Below are 20,310 nucleotides of genomic sequence, written 5' to 3' on the forward strand. Positions count from 1 at the left end.
TTTGCTCGACACCCTCCTGCTGGCTTTTGGCCTGATGCTCATCCTGGAGGGTTTGCTGCCCATGCTTTCCCCGCGGCGATGGCGCAGCCTGTTTGAGCAAATGCTCCAGCTTCAGGAGGGGCAGATCCGGTTTTTCGGCATGCTCATGGTGGTGTTCGGCTTGTTGGTGATTTGGCTGCTGGCCTGACACCCTTCTGGTTGCGTGGTTGTTCAGATCGGTCCCATTCTTTGCACAGAGACTGGATTTGGACAAATTGCCCCTCTGTTTGCCGGAAATGAGCTTGTCAACCCGGTAAAATCTTGCTTTTAACCGTCTCCCCCCCATCCCCTCATGTCTGCTTGGGTCCTCCCGGATCACGTTGCCGATGTCTTGCCTTCCGAGGCTCGCCACATCGAAGAACTCCGCCGCGAACTGCTCGACACCGCCCGTGGCTATGGCTACGAGCTGGTGATGCCGCCGCTGCTGGAGCATTTGGAATCCCTGCTGACCGGCACGGGTGAAGCTTTGGATTTGCAGACCTTCAAACTGGTCGACCAACTCTCGGGCCGCACCCTGGGCTTGCGTGCCGACACGACGCCCCAGGTGGCGCGCATCGACGCTCACTTGCTCGGCCGCACGGCACTGACCCGTCTGTGTTACTGCGGACCTGTGCTGCACACCCGCCCGGCACGCCCACACGCCACGCGTGAGCCGCTGCAACTGGGCGCCGAAATCTACGGCCATGCCGGCCCGGAAGCCGATTTGGAAATTCTGCAGTTGGCCCTGGACTGCCTGACCGCTGGCCGTGCCACAGGGCTGCAGGTGGACCTGGCCGATGCGCGCATCGTGAACTGCTTGTTGAACGCCCAACCTTTAAGCCAAGCGCAGCGCCACGCCATCCATGCCGCTTTGGCGAGCAAGGACGCCTCGACCTTGTGCCGTTTGAGTGCCGGTTGGTCACCCAGCTTGCGCGAGGGGTTGCTGGCCTTGGTTGATTTGTACGGCGACATCAGTGTGCTGGACCGGGCGGCATCGCGCTGGCCCGAGCACCCTGAAATCACCCAGGCCTTGGCTCAGCTGCGTTGGTTGGCCGAGCAGATCCCAGGCGTGGCTGTCAGTTTTGATCTGGGAGACTCCCGTGGTTACGCTTATTACAGCGGCACGCGCTTTGCCATCTATGCCAAAGGGGCCTCCGATGCCCTGGCCCGCGGCGGACGCTACGACGGCGTGGGTGCGGTTTTTGGGCACCGCATCGACCGCGACCGTCCGGCGGTGGGTTTTAGCCTGGATTTGAAAGAATTGGTGGCCGCCGTTCAGCCGTTGGCTTTGCGTGCAGCCATTCGCGCACCATGGGGCCAATCGGATGCCTTGCGTTCGGCCATTGCAGCGCTGCGCAGCCGGGGCGATACCGTGGTGTGCGTTTTGCCAGGCCATGAAAGCGAAGTTGACGAATTCCATTGCGACCGCGAGCTGGTTGAAGTTGCAGGGCAGTGGTTGGTCAAGGCTCTTTGAGAAAGAACATTTCAAGCATGAACAAGTTGCAAGGCCGTAACGTGGTCGTTGTCGGCACCCAGTGGGGCGACGAGGGCAAAGGCAAACTGGTCGATTGGTTGACCGAAAGCGCTCAAGGCGTGGTGCGCTTTCAGGGCGGTCACAACGCGGGGCACACCTTGGTGATCAACGGCGTCAAAACCGCTTTGCACCTGATCCCCAGCGGCATCATGCGCGCCGGCGTGAAGTGCTACATCGGCAACGGTGTGGTGTTGTCGGTGCCCAAGCTGCTCGAAGAAATCGCTGGCCTTGAAAAAGCTGGTGTCGAGGTGCGTTCACGTTTGCGCGTGAGCGAAGCTTGCCCGCTGATCTTGCCTTACCACGTCGCGCTGGATGTAGGTCGCGAAGCCGCCAAGGAAAAAGCCGGTACCGCCAAAATCGGCACCACGGGACGTGGCATTGGCCCCGCTTACGAAGACAAAGTGGCACGCCGGGCATTGCGTGTGCAAGACCTCAAATACCCCGAGCGTTTTGCCACCAAGTTGCGCGAAAACCTGGCGCTGCACAACGAAATTCTGGTCAACATCCTGGGGGTTGCACCCGTGGACTTTGACGCGACTTACAACGAAGCCATGGCTTACGCCAAAGCGCTGTTGCCCATGGTGGCCGATGTGTCGCGCGAGTTGAACGAAGCCCACAAGGCCGGTGCCAATTTGCTGTTCGAAGGTGCGCAAGGCACTTTGCTCGACGTGGACCATGGCACCTACCCCTTTGTGACCTCGAGCAACTGTGTGGCGGGCAATGCCGCTGCAGGCTCCGGAGTTGGCCCGGGCATGCTGCACTACATCTTGGGCATCACCAAAGCTTATTGCACCCGTGTGGGCGGTGGCCCGTTCCCGACCGAACTCGACTGGGAAACCCCGGGCACACCCGGTTACCACATGTCGACGGTCGGCGCTGAAAAAGGCGTGACCACCGGCCGTTCGCGCCGTTGTGGTTGGTTTGACGCGGCCTTGCTCAAGCGCAGCGCGCAGGTCAACGGCCTGAGCGGTCTGTGCATCACCAAACTCGATGTGCTCGACGGCCTGAAAGAGTTGCTCCTGTGCACCGGTTATGAGTTGGATGGCGAGACCATCGACATCCTGCCCATGGGCGCGGACGAGATCGCCCGCTGCAAACCCATTTATGAAGTGATTCCAGGTTGGACAGAAACCACCGTGGGCGTGACCGAGATGGACAAGCTACCGGCCACGGCGCGTTATTACTTGGACCGCATTGCTGAAGTGACTGGCGTGCCTGTGCATGTGGTCTCCACCAGCCCTGACCGTGACCACACGATCTTGCTGCACAACCCCTTTGCCGCCTGATTTTTCCAGTCCGCGAAACCCATCGATCTCAACCCCTGAATTTTTGGAGTGACCCCATGTTGACCGAAGACGGCAAGCACCTGTACGTGAGCTACGACGAATACCACAACCTGATCGAAAAACTCGCGATCAAAATTCACCAGTCCGGCTGGCAGTTCGACACCATCCTGTGCCTGGCCCGCGGTGGCATGCGCCCCGGCGACATTCTCTCGCGCGTGTTCGACAAGCCGCTGGCCATCATGTCCACCAGTTCCTACCGCGCCGATTCGGGCACGGTGCAGGGCCACTTGGACATCGCCCGCTTCATCACCACACCCAAAGGCGAGATCGCAGGCAAAGTGCTGTTGGTCGACGACTTGGCCGACACCGGCCACACCCTGCGTGCGGTGGTGGACCAGCTGAAAAACAACTACCAGCCGATCACCGAGCTGCGCACAGCCGTGATCTGGACCAAGGGCGTGTCCAGCTTCAAGCCCGATTACTCTATCGAGGACCTGCCCACCAACCCCTGGATTCACCAGCCTTTTGAGCCGTACGACAACATGCGCCCCGAAAAGTTGATGGCAAAGTGGCGCGTCTGAGCCGGCTCGTACTTTCCCTGAGTTGACCTGCAACAGCCTCCTTCGGGAGGCTGTTTGCATTAGGATGTCTGGATGCAAAAAGACCATCCAATTATTCCCGTCGTGCCCAGCGTCACCGGCCTGATTCACCACCCCTACACACCGCCTGGCGGGTTCGAAGCGCCCCAGCCCGGCGTGTTCAAGGCCTCGACGGTGTACTTTCCCACGGTGGCCGATATGCGCCAGCGTGAGTGGAAAGACAAATCGGCCTACACCTACGGCCTGCACGGCACGCCCACCACGTATTTGCTTGAGGAACGTTTGTGCGCGCTGGAGGGGGGATTGCAATGCATGCTGGTGCCCAGTGGGCTGGCTGCTTTGGCCTTGGTGGCTTTGGCCGTCCTGAAAACCGGCGATGAAGTCCTGATTCCGGACAACGCCTACGGCCCCAACAAAGCATTGGCCGCTGGCGAGTTGCGCCACTTTGGCATCACGCACCGTTTTTACGACCCGATGGACCCGCAAGATCTGTCCCGCCAGATCACGCCCAGCACCCGCCTGGTCTGGCTTGAAGCGCCGGGCTCCGTGAGCATGGAGTTTCCCGATTTGCCCGAGATGGTGCGCCGCTGCCGCGAGCGCGGTGTCTTGTGCGCCCTGGACAACACCTGGGGTGCTGGCCTGGCGTTCCAGCCTTTTGATTTGTTGGCCGATGGTGCTGCAGGGGAGGGCAGTCTGGCCGTGGACATCAGCGCCCACGCGCTCACCAAATACCCCAGCGGCGGCGGCGACGTGCTGATGGGCAGTGTCATCACCCGCGACGCGGCTTTGCACCTCCAAATCAAACTTTGCCACATGCGCCTGGGCCTGGGCGTGGCGGCCAACGACGCCGAAACCGTGCTGCGCTCTTTGCCCAGCATCGCGCTGCGTTATGCGGCGCATGACCAAACCGCTCGCGTTTTGGCCGCCTGGTGGCAAAACCAGCCGCAATGCGCGCAACTGATGCACCCAGCCTTTGAAGGCGCACCCGGCCATGCCCATTGGAAGGCCTTGTGTGATCGCGCGCCCGGTACAGGCCTGGCCGCAGGCTTGTTCAGCGTCATGATCGACGCGCGTTACAGCCAAGCCCAGGTGGATGCGTTTTGCGACGGGCTGAAACTCTTCAAGATCGGCTACAGCTGGGGCGGCCCTGTGAGCTTGGTGGTGCCCTACGACATCGCTGCGATGCGCCAAGCTTGGCCCGGCCATTTGAAGCCGGGCACGCTGGTGCGTTTTTCGACGGGCCTGGAGTCGGCGCAGGACTTGATTCTTGACTTGCATCAAGCCGCAGGGGCGCATTTGCCCATGGCCTGATCACTTCAGTCAATCGAAGGACACTTTTTGGGCCAGAGAAAACAGCTTGAGTGGTTGACTGGCTGTTCAAAGCGGGCCGTTAGGGGTAATCTGAAAACCTTTGTATTTTCAGAGGGACTTTTCACATGAACGCCGACGCCAAGTCCCTTGAAGCGGCCCGAGAGCCAGACCTGCCCACCATGGACACGCCCTATGTGCCCCCGCCGCCTGTGGGGCCGCGCTCGCGCATGCGCCCCTTGGGTGCCTCAGATCCTTTTCGATGGCTGCTGAGTGGCTGGAAGGACTTGCGCCAGCACCCAGGCATTGCCCTGTTTTACGGCCTGTGTTTCTGGGGCATGGCGCAGCTGCTGGCCCAAGTGTTCAAGCACAAGCCCGAGTACACCTTGTCCCTGGTCTCGGGTTGTTTGCTATTAGGGCCATTTTTGGCCATGGGTTTGTACGAGGTCAGTCGGCAACGCGAGCGCGGCGAGCGCCCCGAGATGGCCTCATCGCTCATGTGCTGGGACCAACACATCCGCAGCATGGCCATGTTGGTGCTGGTGCTGATGGTGTTGGAGTTGCTGTGGGGCAGGGCGTCGCTGGTGGTGTTTGCGGTGTTCTTCAACACCGGCATGCCCTCGACCACGGGGGTGATCGAGGCGGTATTCAACCCACAAAACATCGAATTTTTGATGGTGTATCTGGCTGTAGGCGGGGTGTTTGCGGCCCTGGTTTATGGTCTGTCGGTGGTCTCGATTCCCATGATCCTGGACCGCGACACCGATGCGATTTCGGCGGTGATCACCAGCATGCGGGTGGTTTTTTTGCACCCGGGTGTGATGCTGCTGTGGGGCTTGCTGCTGAGCGTGCTGGTGCTGGCGGCCCTGTGGCCTTGGGCGCTGGGCATCATCGTGGTGGGGCCGTGGCTGGGACACGCCAGCTGGCACGCGTACCGGGGCAGTGTCGAGTGGGAAGAAAACCCTGAAGAAGCTGTTACATTGGGCAGCTCAAATTAAAGGAGCCATCTTGGCCACACCCAACTACGGATTCGAAAAACGCCAGAAAGAACTGGCCAAGAAACGCAAAAAAGAAGACAAGCTCAAAGCCAAGTCCGACCGCAAATCGGGCCTGTTGGCGGAAGACGGCTCCGAAATCGAGGGCGAAGAGGGCGAAGCCAACACTGCAGCGCCCGGTCCGGCCGAGTCATCCACCCCTGCTGCCTGACCTGTTCGCTGCAGCCTCTTGCCTTGTAGAAGCAACGTCCTCGCTTGGATAACCCATCGCAGCCAACTTGCGCGTCCATCGCACCGAGGGCGAGGCTCCTACATAAAGACCTTTCGCTTAGGCAGTTTGCACAAGCGTTCGCGCCAAAACCAGCATGTCGGCCATGCTGTGGCTCGTTGGGGTGATCAAGGGCGCTTTGGCGTAATGCACAAAGTTGTTGCCGGTGGAGGCCTCGTAACCCGGGTCGTAGTGGCCTGAGAGCAATTCGGTCACCACCTCGCGCATTTCCCCCCTCTCAATTCTTTCTTGCCAGCCTTGCACCACGGCCTTGCCGCGCAGGGCCGTCAGCCGCTCCAACCGGTCGGCAAACAGGGCGCGATCTTGCGTGAAAAACGCATAATCCTCCAGCAGCAAATTCACCCGATTCTCCAGCGACAGGTCCAGCCGCAAGCAGGGGCTGGCCCGCATGGCCACCATCAGCGCATCGGGCACCGCGAGGTTGCCCACCTTTTTGCTCTCGGCTTCGACAAACACTGGCCGGTCTGCACTGAAACCTCGCAAAGCATCCCAGACCTGCGTGTCAAAGGCCTTTTGCGTGGGTTGCGGCGTACCCGGAATCAAGCCCAACACAGAGCTGCGGTGGCAGGCGATGGCCTCCAGATCGAGCACCTGCGCGCCTTCTTGCGCCAAAGCCTGTAGCAAGCGTGTTTTGCCCGAGCCGGTGGGCCCGCACAACACCTTGAACTGCAGTCGCTGGGCCTGGCGGGGCGTGTCTTCCATGACCTCTTTGCGAAAGGCCTTGTAGCCGCCTTCGATCAGGTGCACCTTGAAGCCAATTTGCCCCAGGATCAGTGCCAGCGAATTGCTGCGCTTGCCCCCGCGCCAACAATACACCAGCGGTTGCCAGTTGCGCGGCTTGTCCATCACTTGGGTTTCGATGTGGCGGGCGATGTTTTTGGCCACCAAGGCCGCGCCCACTTTTTGTGCCTCAAAGGGGTTGACCTGTTTGTACAGCGTGCCCACTTGGATGCGCTCTTCGTTGTTCAGCGATGGCCAGCTCAGGGCCCCGGGCAGGTGGTCTTCGGCGTGTTCGCCTTCGGAGCGCGCATCCAAAATGGCGTCAAACTGGCTCAGTTGGGCCATGGCATCGGCTGCCGAGATCAGGTGAAGACTCATTTCAGTTGTTTCTTCAAGGTGGGCCAAACATTGGCCAGCATGCGCGGCTGCGCGGCTTCATTGGGGTGGATGCGGTCGGGTTGAAACCATTTGAGCGGCTCAGGGTCGTCGCCCACGCCTTTTAAAAAGAAGGGCACCAGCGCCGCCTTTTGGCTTTGCGCCACTTGGGCGTAGGCGGCTTCAAACTGGCGCGCCATCTCGGGCCCATAGTTGGGCGGCATTTGCATGCCGAGCAGCAGCACTTGCGCCCCGGCCGCTTGGGCTTGCTTCGTCATGGCCAGCAAGTTGTCTTGCGTCATGTTCATCGGCAGGCCGCGCAGCGCGTCGTTGCCGCCCAATTCGATGACCACATGGCTGGGCTGGTGTCGTTTGAGCAAGGCGGGCAGGCGAGAACGCCCGCCCGAGGTGGTGTCGCCGCTGATGCTGGCGTTGATCACTTCCACGCCAGACTTTTCTTGGGCCAATTGTTTTTGCAACAAAGCCACCCAGCCGGTGCCGCGGGCCAGGCCGTATTCGGCGCTGAGTGAGTCGCCCACCACCAAAATGCGCTGCCCGGAGGCTGCCATGGCTGGCGCGGCAAGGCCCCAGCTGGCCAGGGCCAGCAAGGTCCAGTTAAAGTGGCGTCGTCTCAACAAAGGTTTGTGCATGCCTGAATCCATCCTTGCCGTGCGTGGTGTCTCCAAAACGGTGCAAGACGCCAGCGGCGAACTGCGCATTTTGCGCGATATCGATTTTTCATTGAACGCGGGGGAAACAGCGGCCATTGTCGGCGCATCCGGCTCGGGCAAAAGCACGCTGCTGGCCATCTTGGCCGGATTGGACACACCCAGCGCCGGGCAGGTGGTGTTGGCAGGGCAATCGCTGTTCGATTTGTCCGAAGACGAGCGCGCGGCCGTGCGCGCCCAGCATGTGGGTTTTGTGTTCCAGAGCTTTCAGCTGATGCCCAATCTGACAGCGCTTGAAAACGTGATGTTGCCCCTGGAGTTGGCCGATCGGACCGATGCCCGCAGCATCGCCACGGCCATGCTGCAGCGCGTGGGCCTGGGCGAGCGTTTGAAACACCTGCCCAAAGTGCTCAGCGGTGGCGAGCAACAGCGCGTGGCGCTGGCTCGCGCCTTTGTGGTGCAGCCCGATGTGCTGCTGGCCGACGAGCCCACCGGCAGCCTGGACCACGCGACCGGCGAGGCCATCATGGATTTGATGTTCGCGCTCAACCGCGAGCAGGGCACGACTTTGGTTCTCGTCACTCACGACCGCCTGCTGGCCGCCAAATGCGAGCGCAGCTTGGTGATTCAGGCAGGGCGTTTGTCGGAGTCTGCAGCGCCACAGGCCTGAAACTCCCGTTCGTGCGGGCAAGCGGTCAAATCGGCAGGCTGTGACCAACGATAATCCGGGCATGTCATCCCACAAAGTGCTGTTCGGCTTCCATGCCGTTGGCGTTCGCCTCAAGATCGCCCCCCAATCCGTTGTTGAAATCCATTACGAGGTCACGCGCCGCGATGCGCGCATGCGCCTGTTCATCGACAAGGCCCGCGATTCGGGCATGCGCATGATCGAATCGGACGGTGAGCGCTTGGCCAAGCTGGCCGGGGGCCACGGCCACCAGGGCGTGGTGGCCATGGTCGCGCCCATGCCTCAAAACCATTCGCTGGACGACCTGCTCGACACCGTGGAAGGCCCGCCCTTGCTCTTGGTGCTGGACGGCGTGACCGACCCGCACAACCTGGGCGCGTGCCTGCGCGTGGCCGATGGCGCGGGTGCACACGCGGTCATCGCCCCCAAAGACCACGCGGCTGGCATCAGCGCCACCGTGGCCAAAGTGGCCAGTGGCGCGGCCGAAACCATGCCGTATTTCATGGTCACCAACTTGGCGCGCACCTTGGGCGAGCTCAAGGAGCGCAGCATCTGGATCGTGGGCACCAGCGACGACGCGCCGCGCAACATTTACCAAGCCGACCTGAAAGTGCCCACTGCCTTGGTGCTGGGCGCCGAAGGCGCGGGCATGCGCCAGTTGACGCGCAAGAACTGCGACGAGCTGGTCAGCATCCCCATGCGCGGCGCGGTCGAGAGTCTGAACGTGTCGGTGGCCAGCGGCGTGTGTCTTTACGAAGCCTTGCGCCAGCGTAGCTGAGCCATTTGGGCTGCATCCAACGATTCAAATAAGGGAGTCAATCATGTCAAAAATCACCACCCACATGGCCTTGATCCTTGCCCTAGGCGCAGCCAGCCTGCTGGCCGCCTGCACGCAAGAGCAACAAAACAAAATCAGCCGCAGCATCCAGAACTGGACTGGCACCAATGGCGTGATGGAGGTTTATGCAGGCGAGAAGCTGGTGCGCCGCTTCATCAAGGTGGACAAAGTCAGCACCGCTTTGGGTACAGACGATGGCAAAGCCCGTGCCTACCGCTACGGCTATGGCGTGCTCGATGAAAACTTCAACTTGGAAGTCGATCCGGGCGAGAAAAAAGTCTATTTCGAGGTCAGCGATTATTCGAACACGGTGTTCTTCGAGAGCCCGCGCTGAGGGGCCGTACAGCCCTGACGCCTCAGATCCAGCCCAACGCGCCGATCACAGCGCCTGCGCCAATTAACCACAGCAAATGGATGCGGGTGCGCCAGACCAGCAGCATGGCCACGGCCGTGAGCAGCCACAGCGGCCAGTCTTTCGTGGGCTGGTTGTGGACCGCAGTGAGCAACCAGCCGGTGGACACCAGCAGCGCAATGACCACAGGTGCCATGCCCAGCTTGAAGGCCCGCACGCCCAACTTGTCCCGGTGGCGCTGGGCCCAGCGCGTGGTGTTGTAAGTCAGTATGGACGAGGGCAGCATGATGCCCAGCAAACTCATGACAACGCCCAGGGCCGACAAGCCCACGCTGAACCAACCCCCTCCCAAGCCCATGCCTGCGTTCAGTCCCACGTTCCAGCCGATCAAGGCCACAAACAACACATTGGGTCCGGGCGCAGACTGCGCCAGCGCGATGGAGGAGCTGAATTGTTGTTCGCTCAGCCACTGGTGCTCGTCCACCAAAAAACGGTGCATGTCGGGCGCGGTGATGATCGCACCGCCCACCGCCAACAGGGACAGGGACAAAAAGTGGTTGAAAAACGCCAGCCAATCGCTGACGCTCAGTTGTACCGCCAGGCTCATGCGGCGTCCCCTTTGTTCAGCATTTGGCGCGTCAGCTGAAAATAAGCCCAGCCACAAGCGGCACTGCCCACCCCCAACAGCACCCAGATCAGCGGCCAGCGGAGGACGCTCACACAGACGAAGGTGGACAGCATCACGGCCGCGCACACTGGCAGACCCATGGGGTTGCGTTTCAAGGCGCTCATCAGTTTGATCCCGGTGGCGGCAATCAAACCGGCCGCCACAGCGCCCATGCCGCGCAAGGCGCCTTGCGCCCAAGGGGCATCCGATACGCCTCCGAATGCCATGGCCAGTAGCAAAACCACCGCCAAGGGGGCCATCAGCAAACCCGCCAAAGAGGCCATAGCACCTGCCAAACCAAAATACCGACCGCCAATCATCAGGCAAAAATTCACCACATTTGGCCCCGGCAAAATTTGCGCCACCGCCCAGTCTTCAACAAATTGCTCGCGTGTCATCCAGCGTTTTTTCTCGACCAACTCGCGCTGCACCACAGCCAGCACGCCACCAAAGCCTTGCAAGGCCAGCCAGTTGAAGGACAGAAACAAATCGGTTTTGGAGCGCGGTTGCTGCAGGGGTTGGTATTCGGGCATGTTTCAGATTATCCCTGTACGGGCTCACTCAAAGGTGTCACAGTCCAGCCACACCAGTTGGCCCCGACCGCTCTCGCTCAGCCGAGCCATCAAGGCTGCCGCCTGGGTGGCGGGCAAGGCAAAGCGCAAAGTGACCACGCTGCCATGGGCCACTCCCAGCAGCTGCGCCTGGGCCAGTTCAATTTCGCGCCGCACCAGCCCTTCCAGCGCATAAGACACGTTGCAAGCCAGCGGCGTTTGCACGATGAGCAGGACTTTTTCGGCGCTAAGCAAGGCTTGCGCCACCGCATCGGTGTAGGCCCGCACCAGACCACCCGCGCCCAGCTTGATGCCGCCAAAGTAACGCACCACCGAGGCCATCACGCCTTGCAGGTCCTGGTGGCGCAGCACCTCCAGCATGGGTCGTCCGGCCGTGCCGCCGGGCTCGCCATCGTCGTTGGCCGCCGACTGGCCGCCGGCCAGCAACGCCCAACACACATGGGCGGCATCGGGGTGCTCGGCCTTGAGTTGCGCCACCCGGGCCTGCGCCTCGTCGCGTCCCGCGACCGATTCGACGCAGGCGATGAAGCGACTTTTTTTGATGACCAGTTCGTGGTGGGCAGGGCAGGCAAGAGAAAAAGACATCGGGCAAGAATACCCCAAGGGCTGTGGCACCACACCGCACCGAAGGCCGTCAAAGTGACGTTTCGATATGATCCCACGCTAAACCTGATCAGACAGCGCTCTTTTTCACTCGCCAGCGTGCCAATCGGTGCGTCTGGCCCATCATTTTTCTGTCGCTTCCACCTCTTGAAAGCACCATGCACCAACCGGCCAGCGCGCCCCGCCGCTCGATTTATTACGACTACACCGTGCACCCGCCTTGGCTGCCCTCGCAACACCCGGCGCAGCCGCTGCACCCCGTGGTGATTGCAGGTGGCGGGCCGGTGGGCCTGACGGCCGCTTTGGAGTTGGCCCGCTTTGGGGTGCCCTGTGTGCTGCTGGAGTCGGAGCAGCAGGTCAGCGAGGGCAGCCGCGCCATCGTGTTCACCCGCCGGTCCATGGAAATCCTGCAACAAGTGGGTGTGGCCGAGCGCGTCACGCAAAACGGCTTACCCTGGCGCTTTGGCAACTCGTTTTACCGGGGTCAGCGCGTGTTCCGCATGGAAGCCCCGCACGACGAGAACGACCGTTTTGGCCCCATGATCAACCTGCAGCAGCAGTTTTTGGAGCAGTACCTGGTCGAAGCCTGCCAAGCGAACCCTCTGATCGATCTGCGCTGGGGCAACCGCGTCACGGCCGTGACGCAACACGCCGACCACGCCCAGCTGCAAGTCGACACCCCCGAAGGCCCCTACACCCTGCAGGCCGAATGGCTGATGGCCTCAGACGGGGCCCGTTCGGCCATTCGCAGCCTGCTGGACCTCAAGCTCGAAGGCGCATCTTACGAAGGCCGTTTTGTCATTGCCGACATCCGCATCGACCTGCCTTTGCCCACCGAACGCCTGGCCTTTTTTGACCCCGATTGGAACCCTGGCAATACGGTGTTGCTGCACCGCGAGCCCCTGGGCATCTGGCGCATTGACTACCAACTGCCCGAGGGCGAAACGCCAGAGCAGGCCTTGTCTTCAGAGTCGCTCAAAACCCGCATCAACGCCCAACTGGCCATGATCGGTCATGCCGACAAGCCTTGGGAGATGGACTGGAGCTCGGTGTATTCGGCCCGCACACTCACCTTGCCCGACTACTGGGTGGGACGCACCTTGTTCATGGGGGACGCCGCCCATCTGCTGCCGATTTTTGGCGTCCGGGGGGCCAACACCGGTTTTCAGGACGCGCAGGCCCTGGCCTGGCGGCTGGCGCTGGTGTGCCGGGGACAAGGCGCTGCGGCCTTGCTGGCCAACTACAGCACCGAGCGCGTGGGAGCGGCTTGGGAAATCATCGAAGAAGCGGGCAAAAGCACCCGCTTCATGACCCCGCCCACACGCGGCTTTCGGCTGTTGCGCGACGCCGTCTTGTCGCTCTCGCTCACCGAAGCCTTTGTGCGACCGCTCTACCACTGGCGCACCTCGCGCCCACACGAGTACAGCCACTCCAGCCTCAACTGCCGCGTGGACGACAACGCGCAGTTCTTGGCCGGTCCCGCGCACGGTGCGCCGCCGCTCAATGTGCGCTTGACGAACACGCAGTTTTTGCTGGACCACCTGGGCGGTGGTTTTGACCTGCTGTGGTTTGGAGAGGCAGAGCATTTGCCCACCGAGCTGCACGACGGCGTTGCCCAATGGCAGGCACAGGGTTTCCCATTGAGGCTCACGTGCATCACGCCGTCTGGCCCGTCAGTGGCGGGCCTGGTGCAAAGCCCGACCGATGTGCCCTGGCTGCAGGTGCTGTCAGACCCGCAAGGCCGGGTGCACAGCCGCTACGGCGTGACCACGCCCGGCGCAGCCTACCTGTTGCGTCCCGACCAGCACATATGCGCCCGCTGGTTGCGCCTGGATGCGCAGCGTCTGAACGCTGCGCTGAAGCAAGCCACCACCGGAGAAGCCTCATGAACAACCCGACTGGTTTGGACATTGCCGGACTGGAAACCGCCTACGACCAACTGGCCACGGCCATTGACGCCGCTGGCCCCGAAAAATCCGAACTCTTTCTGGTCAAGCTGGCCTTGCTGGCCGCTCAAGCGCTGGGCGACGCGCCGAGTTTTGTTGACTTGATCGAGCGGGCCCAAAAAGACCTTTCACGCGGAGACTCGGCTGAAGGCTTTGACGCTCCCGGGTGAGTACCAGGTCGAATACCCGCGCCGGCTTCAGGCCCACCGCTGAGCCCCTACACTAGAGGGTTGCCCCAAATGCCCGCCCATGAACGCCTTTGTCGACGTTTCCTTTTTCCCGCGTGACGCCAAACCCCTGACCAGTTACCGCAAGTACTGGGCGCAGCGCTTTGGCACGGCCCCGTTTTTGCCGATGAACCGTGCCGAAATGACCCAACTGGGCTGGGACAGCTGCGACATTGTGTTGGTCACGGGCGACGCCTATGTGGACCACCCGAGTTTTGGCATGGCGGTGATCGGCCGCATGCTGGAAAACCAGGGTTTTCGGGTTGGCATCATCGCCCAGCCCGACTGGACGAGCGCAGACGCCTTCAAAGAACTGGGCCAACCCAACCTGTTTTGGGGCGTGACCAGCGGCAACATGGACTCCATGATCAACCGCTACACGGCGGACCGCAAAATCCGCAGCGACGACGCCTACACCGCGGGTGATGTGGGCGGTAAGCGGCCAGACCGCGCCGCGATTGTTTACAGCCAGCGCTGCCGTGAAGCCTTTCCCGAAGTGCCCATTGTGCTGGGCGGCATCGAAGGCAGCCTGCGCCGCATCGCGCATTATGACTACTGGTCTGACAAAGTGCGCCGCTCTGTGGTGGTGGACAGCAAGTGCGACTTGCTGTTGTATGGCAACGCCGAGCGGGCCATTGTCGAGATCGCCCACCGCTTGGCCGCCCGCGAGCCCGTGCAGCAGATCACCGACGTGCGCGGCACCGCCTTTGTCCGGCGTGAAACGCCTGTAGGCTGGTTCGAGATCGACTCCACCAGCGTGGACACGCCGGGCCATGTGGAAGCGCACATCAACCCGTATCTGATGATTTCGGACCAGGCGCGGGAGCAGGGCGCCACGTGCGCCCGCGAAGAAGAAGCCAAGGAAGTGGCCGAGGGCCACAACGCACACAACGCCCGAAGCGTTGAAGCCGATTTGTCGGCCGCCGTGGCCCAAGCCCGCACCGTGCAAGCCGCTATTCAGCCCATCACTCAGCCGCTGACCTTTGTACCCAACCCGGCCCTGCGAGGCAAAGGCACCCATAAAGTGCCGCCGCGTGACAAAAGCGTGATCCGCCTGCCCAGCTACGAGCAGGTCAAGCAAGATGTCGTGCTCTATGCCCACGCCAACCGCGTGCTGCACCTGGAAACCAACCCCGGCAACGCCCGCTGCCTGGTGCAAGCCCACGGCGAAGGCACCACCGCCCGCGACGTGTGGATCACGCCGCCGCCCATCCCGCTCACCACCGCCGAGATGGACCATGTGTTCGACCTGCCATACGCCCGCAGCCCGCACCCGCGCTATGCCGACGAGAACGGCAGCCACGACCACGCGACCAAAATCCCCGCTTGGGAAATGATCCGTTTTAGCGTGAACATCATGCGCGGCTGCTTTGGTGGCTGCACCTTTTGCTCCATCACCGAGCACGAAGGCCGCATCATCCAAAGCCGCTCTGAAGAATCCATCATCCGCGAGGTGGAAGACATCCGCGACAAAGTCAAAGGCTTCACCGGCGTCATCTCTGACCTGGGCGGCCCCACGGCCAACATGTACCGCTTGGGCTGCAAGAGCCCCGAAATCGAATCGGCCTGCCGCAAACCGAGCTGCGTGTTCCCCGGCATCTGTCAGAACCTGACCACCGACCACGGTCCGCTGATCAACATGTACCGCCGGGCGCGCAACTTGAAGGGCATCAAGAAGATTTTGATCGGCTCCGGTCTGCGCTATGACTTGGCCGTGCAGTCGCCCGAATACGTGAAAGAGCTGGTGCAGCACCATGTGGGCGGCTATTTGAAGATTGCGCCCGAGCACACCGAGGGCGGCCCGCTGTCCAAGATGATGAAGCCGGGGATCGGCACCTATGACCGCTTCAAGTCGATGTTCGACAAGTACAGCGAAGAGGTGGGCAAAAAGCAGTTCCTCATCCCGTACTTCATCGCCGCGCACCCGGGCACCAGCGACGAAGACATGATGAACCTGGCCGTCTGGCTCAAAAAGAACGGTTTCAGGGCCGACCAGGTGCAAACTTTCTACCCCAGCCCCATGGCCACCGCCACGGCCATGTACCACTCCACCCGCAACCCGCTGCGCAAAATCACCCGCGACAGCGAAAAGGTGGACGTGGTCAAAGGCGACAAGCGCCGCCGCCTGCACAAAGCGTTTTTGCGCTACCACGACGCCAACAACTGGCCGCTGCTGCGCGAAGCCCTCAAGGCCATGGGCCGGTCGGATTTGATTGGCAACGGCAAACACCATTTGATTCCGAACTGGCAACCGCTGGCCGAAGACGGCTACCAAAGTGCTCGGCGCAAAAACAGCACTGGGGCGGGGGCCAAGTCTTCGGTGTCTCTGTCCACCAGCCCCAAGGCGATGGGGCAGCCTAAAAAAGGCCAATTGTTGACGCAGCACACCGGCTTGCCGCCACGGGCAAAGAGGTAACTTGCGGTTGGCTTTTGAGAGAGGCGCCAGGGCTGTGGGCTGCTGGCATTGCCTGTTTATTAAGCGTACCTCGCCAGCCCAACAAGTACGCGCCTTGGCACACTTGTCCCGGGTCTTATCCACAGCCTGGGCACGGTGGGTGTGGATGGCTGTAGAAGTTTTCCCTGCGTCGATAGAGATTTATTCAAGCCAGATGGCCAGATGGGTCCGTTTTGGCGCTAAACGCGCCACAAAGGAGCGTCTCATGTCTGCATCACCTTCTTCGTTTGCATCCGTCAAAGTGCAGCAGCCCAGGCAGATCAGCTGGACAACATCGAGGCCGAGTTTGTGAAGGCGCAAGCCACTGGTTGCCTTGCACAGGCAGTGCGTCAGGCGGTGCAGACCAATCGCCGTCAGGCGGTCAACGGCGACTAAGTCATACAAAGGCTGTTGGTCGCGACCACACATCGCACCCCCAACTCTTCCATCAACCGCTGCTGCGAAGGCGCAGGTGCCATGTCGGTGAACAGGGTGTGCACCACTTTCAGCGGAGCCATTTCGATCATGGCGGAGCGCTCGAATTTGCTGTGGTCGGCCACCAGCCAGACCTGGCGCGATTGCGCCACGATGGCGCGGGCCACCATGACTTCGCGCATGTCGTAGTCACGCAACGTGCCGTCGGCGTCGATACCGCCGATGCCGATCAGGCCAATGTCCACCTTGAATTGGCGGATGAAGTTCAAGGCGGCTTCACCCACAATGCCCAAATCTTCGTGGCGCAGGGTGCCGCCTGCCACCACCACGTCGCACTGCGGGTTGGCCGCCAAAATGCGGGCCACGTGCAGGTTATTGGTCACCACCCGCAAGTCGCGGTGCTGCAGAAGTTCGCTGGCCACGGCCTCCACGGTGGTGCCGAGGTTCATGAACAGGCTGGCCCCGTGGGGAATGGCGGCGGCCACTTGGCGCGCAATGTCTTGCTTGGCGCTGGCTTGGGTGCGTTGGCGTTCGGTGTAGGTGGTGTTTCGGGTAGAAGAGTCCACCGCACGCACACCGCCATGAAAGCGCTCCAGCTCTGCCGCTTCGGTCAGGCGTTGGATATCGCGCCGGGCAGTTTGCAGGGTGATGCCGAACTCTTCAGCAAGCTCTTCGGTTTTGACGCTGCCTTGTTCGCGCACGGATTGCAGAATGGCGAGTTGTCTGGGGTTGAGGGCCATGGTCGATTGCTTTTTTAATGTGGATTCGGATTCTTCACTAAGAGCGACATGCCAAAAAACAGGGTCTTTATTTCAATAAAATCAAAAAAGAATCATTATAATCATCAATTTATGATCATTTAAAAGACTATTTTGAATGAATTGAAAATGGAAGAAGCTCCAGAGTCGTATGATCTGCTGGTGGTGGGCGGTGGGGCCACCGGGTTGGGGGTGGCTTTGCAAGCCGCGCTGGAGGGGCGCAGCGTCCTGCTGGTCGAGGCCCGCGATTTTGCCAGCGGCACCTCTTCGCGCTCAACCAAGCTGCTGCACGGCGGTGTGCGTTATCTGGCGCAAGGGCGGCTGCGCCTAGTGCGCGAAGCTTTGCGCGAGCGCGCCACCGTGCTGGCTTTGGCGCCGCATTTGGCGCAACCCTTGTCCTTTGTGGTGCCTGCAGCCGATTGGCTGAGCTGGGCCTTCACGGGCGTGGGCCTGAAGCTGTACCAAGGGTTGTCTGGGCGTTTGAGTTTGGGCAATACCGTGGCCGTCTCGCGCCAGGCGTTGGCCCAAGGTTTGCCGGACCTGGCGGGCCTGGTCGGGCGCGCAGTGGCAGGCATGCGTTATTGGGATGGCCAGTTTGAAGACGCCCGATTGGCGCTGGCCTTGGCCCAAACTGCGCAGCGCGCAGGTGCCCGCGTGCACAACCACACCCGTGTGAGCGCGCTGAGTCCCGTACAGAACGGCTGGCAAGTGCGCTTGCTCGATGCGCGGCGGGGCACATCGCGCACGGTGCAGGCGCGCTGCGTGGTCAACGCGGCGGGGGTGTGGGTGGATGAACTTCGCCGGTTGGCCTTGCCGCCCGAGGCCGGGGGGGCGCCCATCAAGGCCTTGGTTACAGCCAGCCAAGGCGTGCACCTGGTGGTCACGCGGGCGTGTTTGCCGCTGCGCGAGGCCGTGCTGATTCCGCGTACCGCCGATGGGCGGGTGCTGTTTGCCGTACCTTGGTTGGGGTCCACTTTGATTGGCACCACCGACACCCCGCGCAGCGACGCACCTCGCGAGCCGCAGCCCATGGCCGAGGAGCTGGACTTTTTGTTCCGCGAAACACGCAACGCATTTGGCCTGGCGCTGCAGCCCGGTGATGTGCGCAGCGTTTGGGTGGGCCTGCGCCCTTTGGTGGGGAGCGCAGGGCCGGGCGACAAAGCGCAGTCGACCAGCCAGATGTCGCGCGAACACCTGATCCGACGCGAAGCCCCGGGGCTGGTCACGGTGACCGGTGGCAAATGGACCACTTACCGCAGCATGGCCGAGGAGGTCATGCACACCCTGCAAGCCCACGGCGATGTGCCGCCTGCACCGAATGGGCCAGTAGACACCCGGCAGCACCGCCTGGTGGGTGCGCCTGCACAAAGTGGCGCGCAGACGCCGCACCCCTTGAGCGAAGCCCCCGGCGTGCACCTGTGGGGCAGTCAAGCCGACCAGGTGCTGGCCTTGCCCGGTGCGAAGCGCGATTTGGGCTTGGGCTTGACCGAGGCGATGGTGCGTTTTGCCGCACGCCATGAGTGGGCTTTCACGGTAGAAGACATGCTCGCCAGGCGCTGGCGGGCTTTGTTTCTGGATGCACGCCAGGCTGCGACCATGGCACCGGCCGTGGCCGCTTTGCTGCAAGAAGAGACTGGACTCGAGCCCCGTTTGAATGATTTTTTGGAACTCTGTCAGCGTTACACGCTGAGCGATTGACGCAGCACCGAATCGGCCAAATCAGCCAAATCAGCGATGGGCGGCCGACACAGCAGCCCGCAGGCCCAGCAGGTAACTGTCCGCGCCAAAACCGGCGATCTGGCCTTTGGCGATGTCGGCGATCACCGAATGGTGGCGAAAGGCTTCCCGGGCGTGGATGTTGGACATGTGCACCTCGATGATGGGGCACTTGAGAATGGCCAGCGCATCCCGGATGCCGTAGCTGTAATGCGTCCAGGCCCCAGCATTGATGACCACGGCCTGCACGCCATCGCCGTGGGCGCGGTGGATGCGCTCGGCCATTTCGCCCTCGAAGTTGGTTTGGTAGCACTCGACCTGCGCGCCCAGTTCTTGGCCGAGGGCGGTCAGTTGGGTGTTGATTTCGTCCAGCGTGGTCGTGCCGTATTGGGCCGGGTCGCGTTTGCCAAACATGTTCAGGTTGATGCCGTGAAGGACAAGGATGTTCATGGTGGGGCCTTGGGCTAAAAGAATCAGGGAGATGGGTGCCTACCACTGCGATTGTCGGTGATTTGCGGCAAGATACGCGGCTTGGTTTGCCATGAAAGCTGCTGATGATCGCCATGAAAATTGATTTTGTTTCTGACATTGCTTGCCCTTGGTGCGCCGTGGGTTTGGGCGCTCTCGAAAAAGCCCTGGTTCGCCTGGACAGTGAAGTGCAGGCCGATCTGCACTTCCAGCCTTTTGAGCTCAACCCCCACATGCCCCCAGGCGGGCAGGATTTAGGCGAGCACTTGACTGAAAAGTACGGCTCCACGCCCGAGCAACAAGCCCAAATGCGCCAGACCATTGCCGCACGCGGGGCTGAGGTGGGGTTTACCTTCCACCCCGGCGGTCGCGGCCGGGTTTACAACACCTTCAACGCGCACCGCTTGCTGCATTGGGCCGAGAGTCAAGGCGCTGGGGCGCAGCACCAACTCAAAAAAGCCTTTTTGCAGGCCTATCAGGGCCGCGCCGAGTGCGTGGAAGACACCGAGATCTTGCTCGCGGGCGTGGCCGCAGCAGGGCTGGATGTGGCATCTGCCCGAGCGGTGCTGCAAAGCGATGCCTACACCCTAGAGGTGCGCGAACGCCAGCAGTTCTACACCCAGGCGGGCATTCGCTCGGTGCCCGCGGTGATCATCAACGACAAGCATTTGATCTCGGGTGGTCAGCCGGTCGAGGTGTTTGAGCAGGCGCTGCGGCGCATCGCCTCAGGCGAAGTGGCTTGAGTTGGGCCTTGCAGATGAACCCACCGTTCCAGCAGGTGACTGCAAATCACGAGACGCCGAGGGTCTGTATT

Annotated in this window: 22 protein-coding genes; 15 read left to right on the top strand and 7 right to left on the bottom strand. The window is 61.7% G+C overall.

The window, feature by feature from the left end; translation table 11 throughout:
* Position 1: 1 nt before the first annotated feature.
* The 7 genes from Q0O99_RS06475 to Q0O99_RS06505 all read left to right on the top strand — a co-directional run bounded on the left by Q0O99_RS06475 (position 2) and on the right by Q0O99_RS06505 (position 5,951).
* Positions 2-187 (top strand): DUF2065 family protein, encoded by a 186-nt coding sequence (locus Q0O99_RS06475; RefSeq protein ID WP_293749692.1) that lies wholly within the window; start codon positions 2-4, stop codon positions 185-187.
* Between the two features lie 144 nt (positions 188-331).
* Entirely contained in the window at positions 332-1,492 is a 1,161-nt protein-coding gene (locus Q0O99_RS06480; RefSeq protein ID WP_293749694.1) for an ATP phosphoribosyltransferase regulatory subunit, read from the top strand.
* 17 nt (positions 1,493-1,509) lie between these two features.
* Positions 1,510-2,838, top strand: coding sequence for an adenylosuccinate synthase (locus tag Q0O99_RS06485; protein ID WP_293749696.1), 1,329 nt, complete (start codon positions 1,510-1,512; stop codon positions 2,836-2,838).
* Between the two features lie 56 nt (positions 2,839-2,894).
* Entirely contained in the window at positions 2,895-3,419 is a 525-nt protein-coding gene (locus Q0O99_RS06490; RefSeq protein WP_293749698.1) for a phosphoribosyltransferase, read from the top strand.
* 72 nt (positions 3,420-3,491) lie between these two features.
* The gene (locus Q0O99_RS06495) at positions 3,492-4,748 is read left to right on the top strand and encodes a PLP-dependent transferase (protein ID WP_293749700.1); all 1,257 of its coding nucleotides are present in this window, start codon (positions 3,492-3,494) and stop codon (positions 4,746-4,748) included.
* 125 nt (positions 4,749-4,873) lie between these two features.
* Positions 4,874-5,743: a DUF2189 domain-containing protein gene (locus Q0O99_RS06500; protein ID WP_293749702.1), complete on the top strand. Its 870-nt coding sequence runs from the start codon at positions 4,874-4,876 to the stop codon at positions 5,741-5,743.
* 10 nt (positions 5,744-5,753) lie between these two features.
* A complete protein-coding gene (locus tag Q0O99_RS06505; protein WP_293749704.1) occupies positions 5,754-5,951 on the top strand; it encodes a hypothetical protein in 198 nt (65 codons plus the stop codon).
* A gap of 117 nt (positions 5,952-6,068) precedes the next feature.
* On the opposite strand, the gene mnmH is transcribed toward Q0O99_RS06505, so the two are convergent.
* Both mnmH and Q0O99_RS06515 read right to left on the bottom strand, forming a co-directional pair.
* Positions 6,069-7,127 (bottom strand): tRNA 2-selenouridine(34) synthase MnmH, encoded by a 1,059-nt coding sequence (gene mnmH, locus Q0O99_RS06510; RefSeq protein WP_293749706.1) that lies wholly within the window; start codon positions 7,125-7,127, stop codon positions 6,069-6,071.
* Positions 7,124-7,774, bottom strand: coding sequence for an arylesterase (locus tag Q0O99_RS06515; RefSeq protein WP_293749708.1), 651 nt, complete (start codon positions 7,772-7,774; stop codon positions 7,124-7,126). The genes mnmH and Q0O99_RS06515 overlap by 4 nt, the downstream gene beginning before the upstream one ends.
* Here Q0O99_RS06515 and Q0O99_RS06520 point away from each other — a divergent pair.
* From Q0O99_RS06520 to Q0O99_RS06530, 3 genes are all read left to right on the top strand, one after another.
* The gene (locus Q0O99_RS06520) at positions 7,773-8,462 is read left to right on the top strand and encodes an ABC transporter ATP-binding protein (RefSeq protein WP_293749710.1); all 690 of its coding nucleotides are present in this window, start codon (positions 7,773-7,775) and stop codon (positions 8,460-8,462) included. The genes Q0O99_RS06515 and Q0O99_RS06520 overlap by 2 nt on opposite strands.
* Positions 8,463-8,523: 61 nt before the next feature.
* Entirely contained in the window at positions 8,524-9,258 is a 735-nt protein-coding gene (gene rlmB, locus Q0O99_RS06525) for a 23S rRNA (guanosine(2251)-2'-O)-methyltransferase RlmB (protein WP_293749711.1), read from the top strand.
* Between the two features lie 43 nt (positions 9,259-9,301).
* Positions 9,302-9,652 (top strand): hypothetical protein, encoded by a 351-nt coding sequence (locus tag Q0O99_RS06530; RefSeq protein WP_293749712.1) that lies wholly within the window; start codon positions 9,302-9,304, stop codon positions 9,650-9,652.
* A gap of 22 nt (positions 9,653-9,674) precedes the next feature.
* Here the strand turns inward: Q0O99_RS06530 and Q0O99_RS06535 are convergent, their stop codons facing one another.
* From Q0O99_RS06535 to Q0O99_RS06545, 3 genes are read right to left on the bottom strand one after another with little or no spacing between them, the layout of a single operon-like run.
* Positions 9,675-10,277: a chromate transporter gene (locus Q0O99_RS06535; RefSeq protein ID WP_293749713.1), complete on the bottom strand. Its 603-nt coding sequence runs from the start codon at positions 10,275-10,277 to the stop codon at positions 9,675-9,677.
* Positions 10,274-10,870, bottom strand: a complete 597-nt coding sequence (locus Q0O99_RS06540) for a chromate transporter (protein ID WP_293749714.1) — start codon at positions 10,868-10,870, stop codon at positions 10,274-10,276. The genes Q0O99_RS06535 and Q0O99_RS06540 overlap by 4 nt, the downstream gene beginning before the upstream one ends.
* A gap of 24 nt (positions 10,871-10,894) precedes the next feature.
* Positions 10,895-11,494: a YigZ family protein gene (locus tag Q0O99_RS06545; RefSeq protein ID WP_293749715.1), complete on the bottom strand. Its 600-nt coding sequence runs from the start codon at positions 11,492-11,494 to the stop codon at positions 10,895-10,897.
* Positions 11,495-11,670: 176 nt separating this feature from the next.
* On the opposite strand from Q0O99_RS06545, the gene Q0O99_RS06550 reads away from it, so the two are divergent.
* From Q0O99_RS06550 to Q0O99_RS06560, 3 genes are all read left to right on the top strand, one after another.
* Positions 11,671-13,401, top strand: coding sequence for an FAD-dependent monooxygenase (locus Q0O99_RS06550; RefSeq protein WP_293749716.1), 1,731 nt, complete (start codon positions 11,671-11,673; stop codon positions 13,399-13,401).
* Positions 13,398-13,628 (top strand): DUF2783 domain-containing protein, encoded by a 231-nt coding sequence (locus Q0O99_RS06555; protein WP_293749717.1) that lies wholly within the window; start codon positions 13,398-13,400, stop codon positions 13,626-13,628. The genes Q0O99_RS06550 and Q0O99_RS06555 overlap by 4 nt, the downstream gene beginning before the upstream one ends.
* 79 nt (positions 13,629-13,707) lie before the next feature.
* On the top strand, positions 13,708-16,101 hold the full coding sequence (locus tag Q0O99_RS06560) for a YgiQ family radical SAM protein (RefSeq protein WP_293749719.1): 2,394 nt from the start codon (positions 13,708-13,710) through the stop codon (positions 16,099-16,101).
* 410 nt (positions 16,102-16,511) lie between these two features.
* Here Q0O99_RS06560 and Q0O99_RS06565 read toward each other — a convergent pair whose 3' ends face one another.
* On the bottom strand, positions 16,512-17,294 hold the full coding sequence (locus Q0O99_RS06565; protein ID WP_293749721.1) for a DeoR/GlpR family DNA-binding transcription regulator: 783 nt from the start codon (positions 17,292-17,294) through the stop codon (positions 16,512-16,514).
* A gap of 147 nt (positions 17,295-17,441) precedes the next feature.
* On the opposite strand from Q0O99_RS06565, the gene Q0O99_RS06570 reads away from it, so the two are divergent.
* The gene (locus Q0O99_RS06570; protein ID WP_293749723.1) at positions 17,442-19,010 is read left to right on the top strand and encodes a glycerol-3-phosphate dehydrogenase/oxidase; all 1,569 of its coding nucleotides are present in this window, start codon (positions 17,442-17,444) and stop codon (positions 19,008-19,010) included.
* Between the two features lie 30 nt (positions 19,011-19,040).
* Here Q0O99_RS06570 and aroQ read toward each other — a convergent pair whose 3' ends face one another.
* Positions 19,041-19,478: a type II 3-dehydroquinate dehydratase gene (gene aroQ / locus Q0O99_RS06575; protein ID WP_293749725.1), complete on the bottom strand. Its 438-nt coding sequence runs from the start codon at positions 19,476-19,478 to the stop codon at positions 19,041-19,043.
* Positions 19,479-19,582: 104 nt separating this feature from the next.
* On the opposite strand from aroQ, the gene Q0O99_RS06580 reads away from it, so the two are divergent.
* Positions 19,583-20,239: a DsbA family oxidoreductase gene (locus Q0O99_RS06580; RefSeq protein WP_293749726.1), complete on the top strand. Its 657-nt coding sequence runs from the start codon at positions 19,583-19,585 to the stop codon at positions 20,237-20,239.
* Positions 20,240-20,310: the final 71 nt, after the last annotated feature.

It is taken from the genome of Limnohabitans sp. Rim8, assembly GCF_945901735.1.
GTDB lineage: Bacteria > Pseudomonadota > Gammaproteobacteria > Burkholderiales > Burkholderiaceae_C > Limnohabitans_A.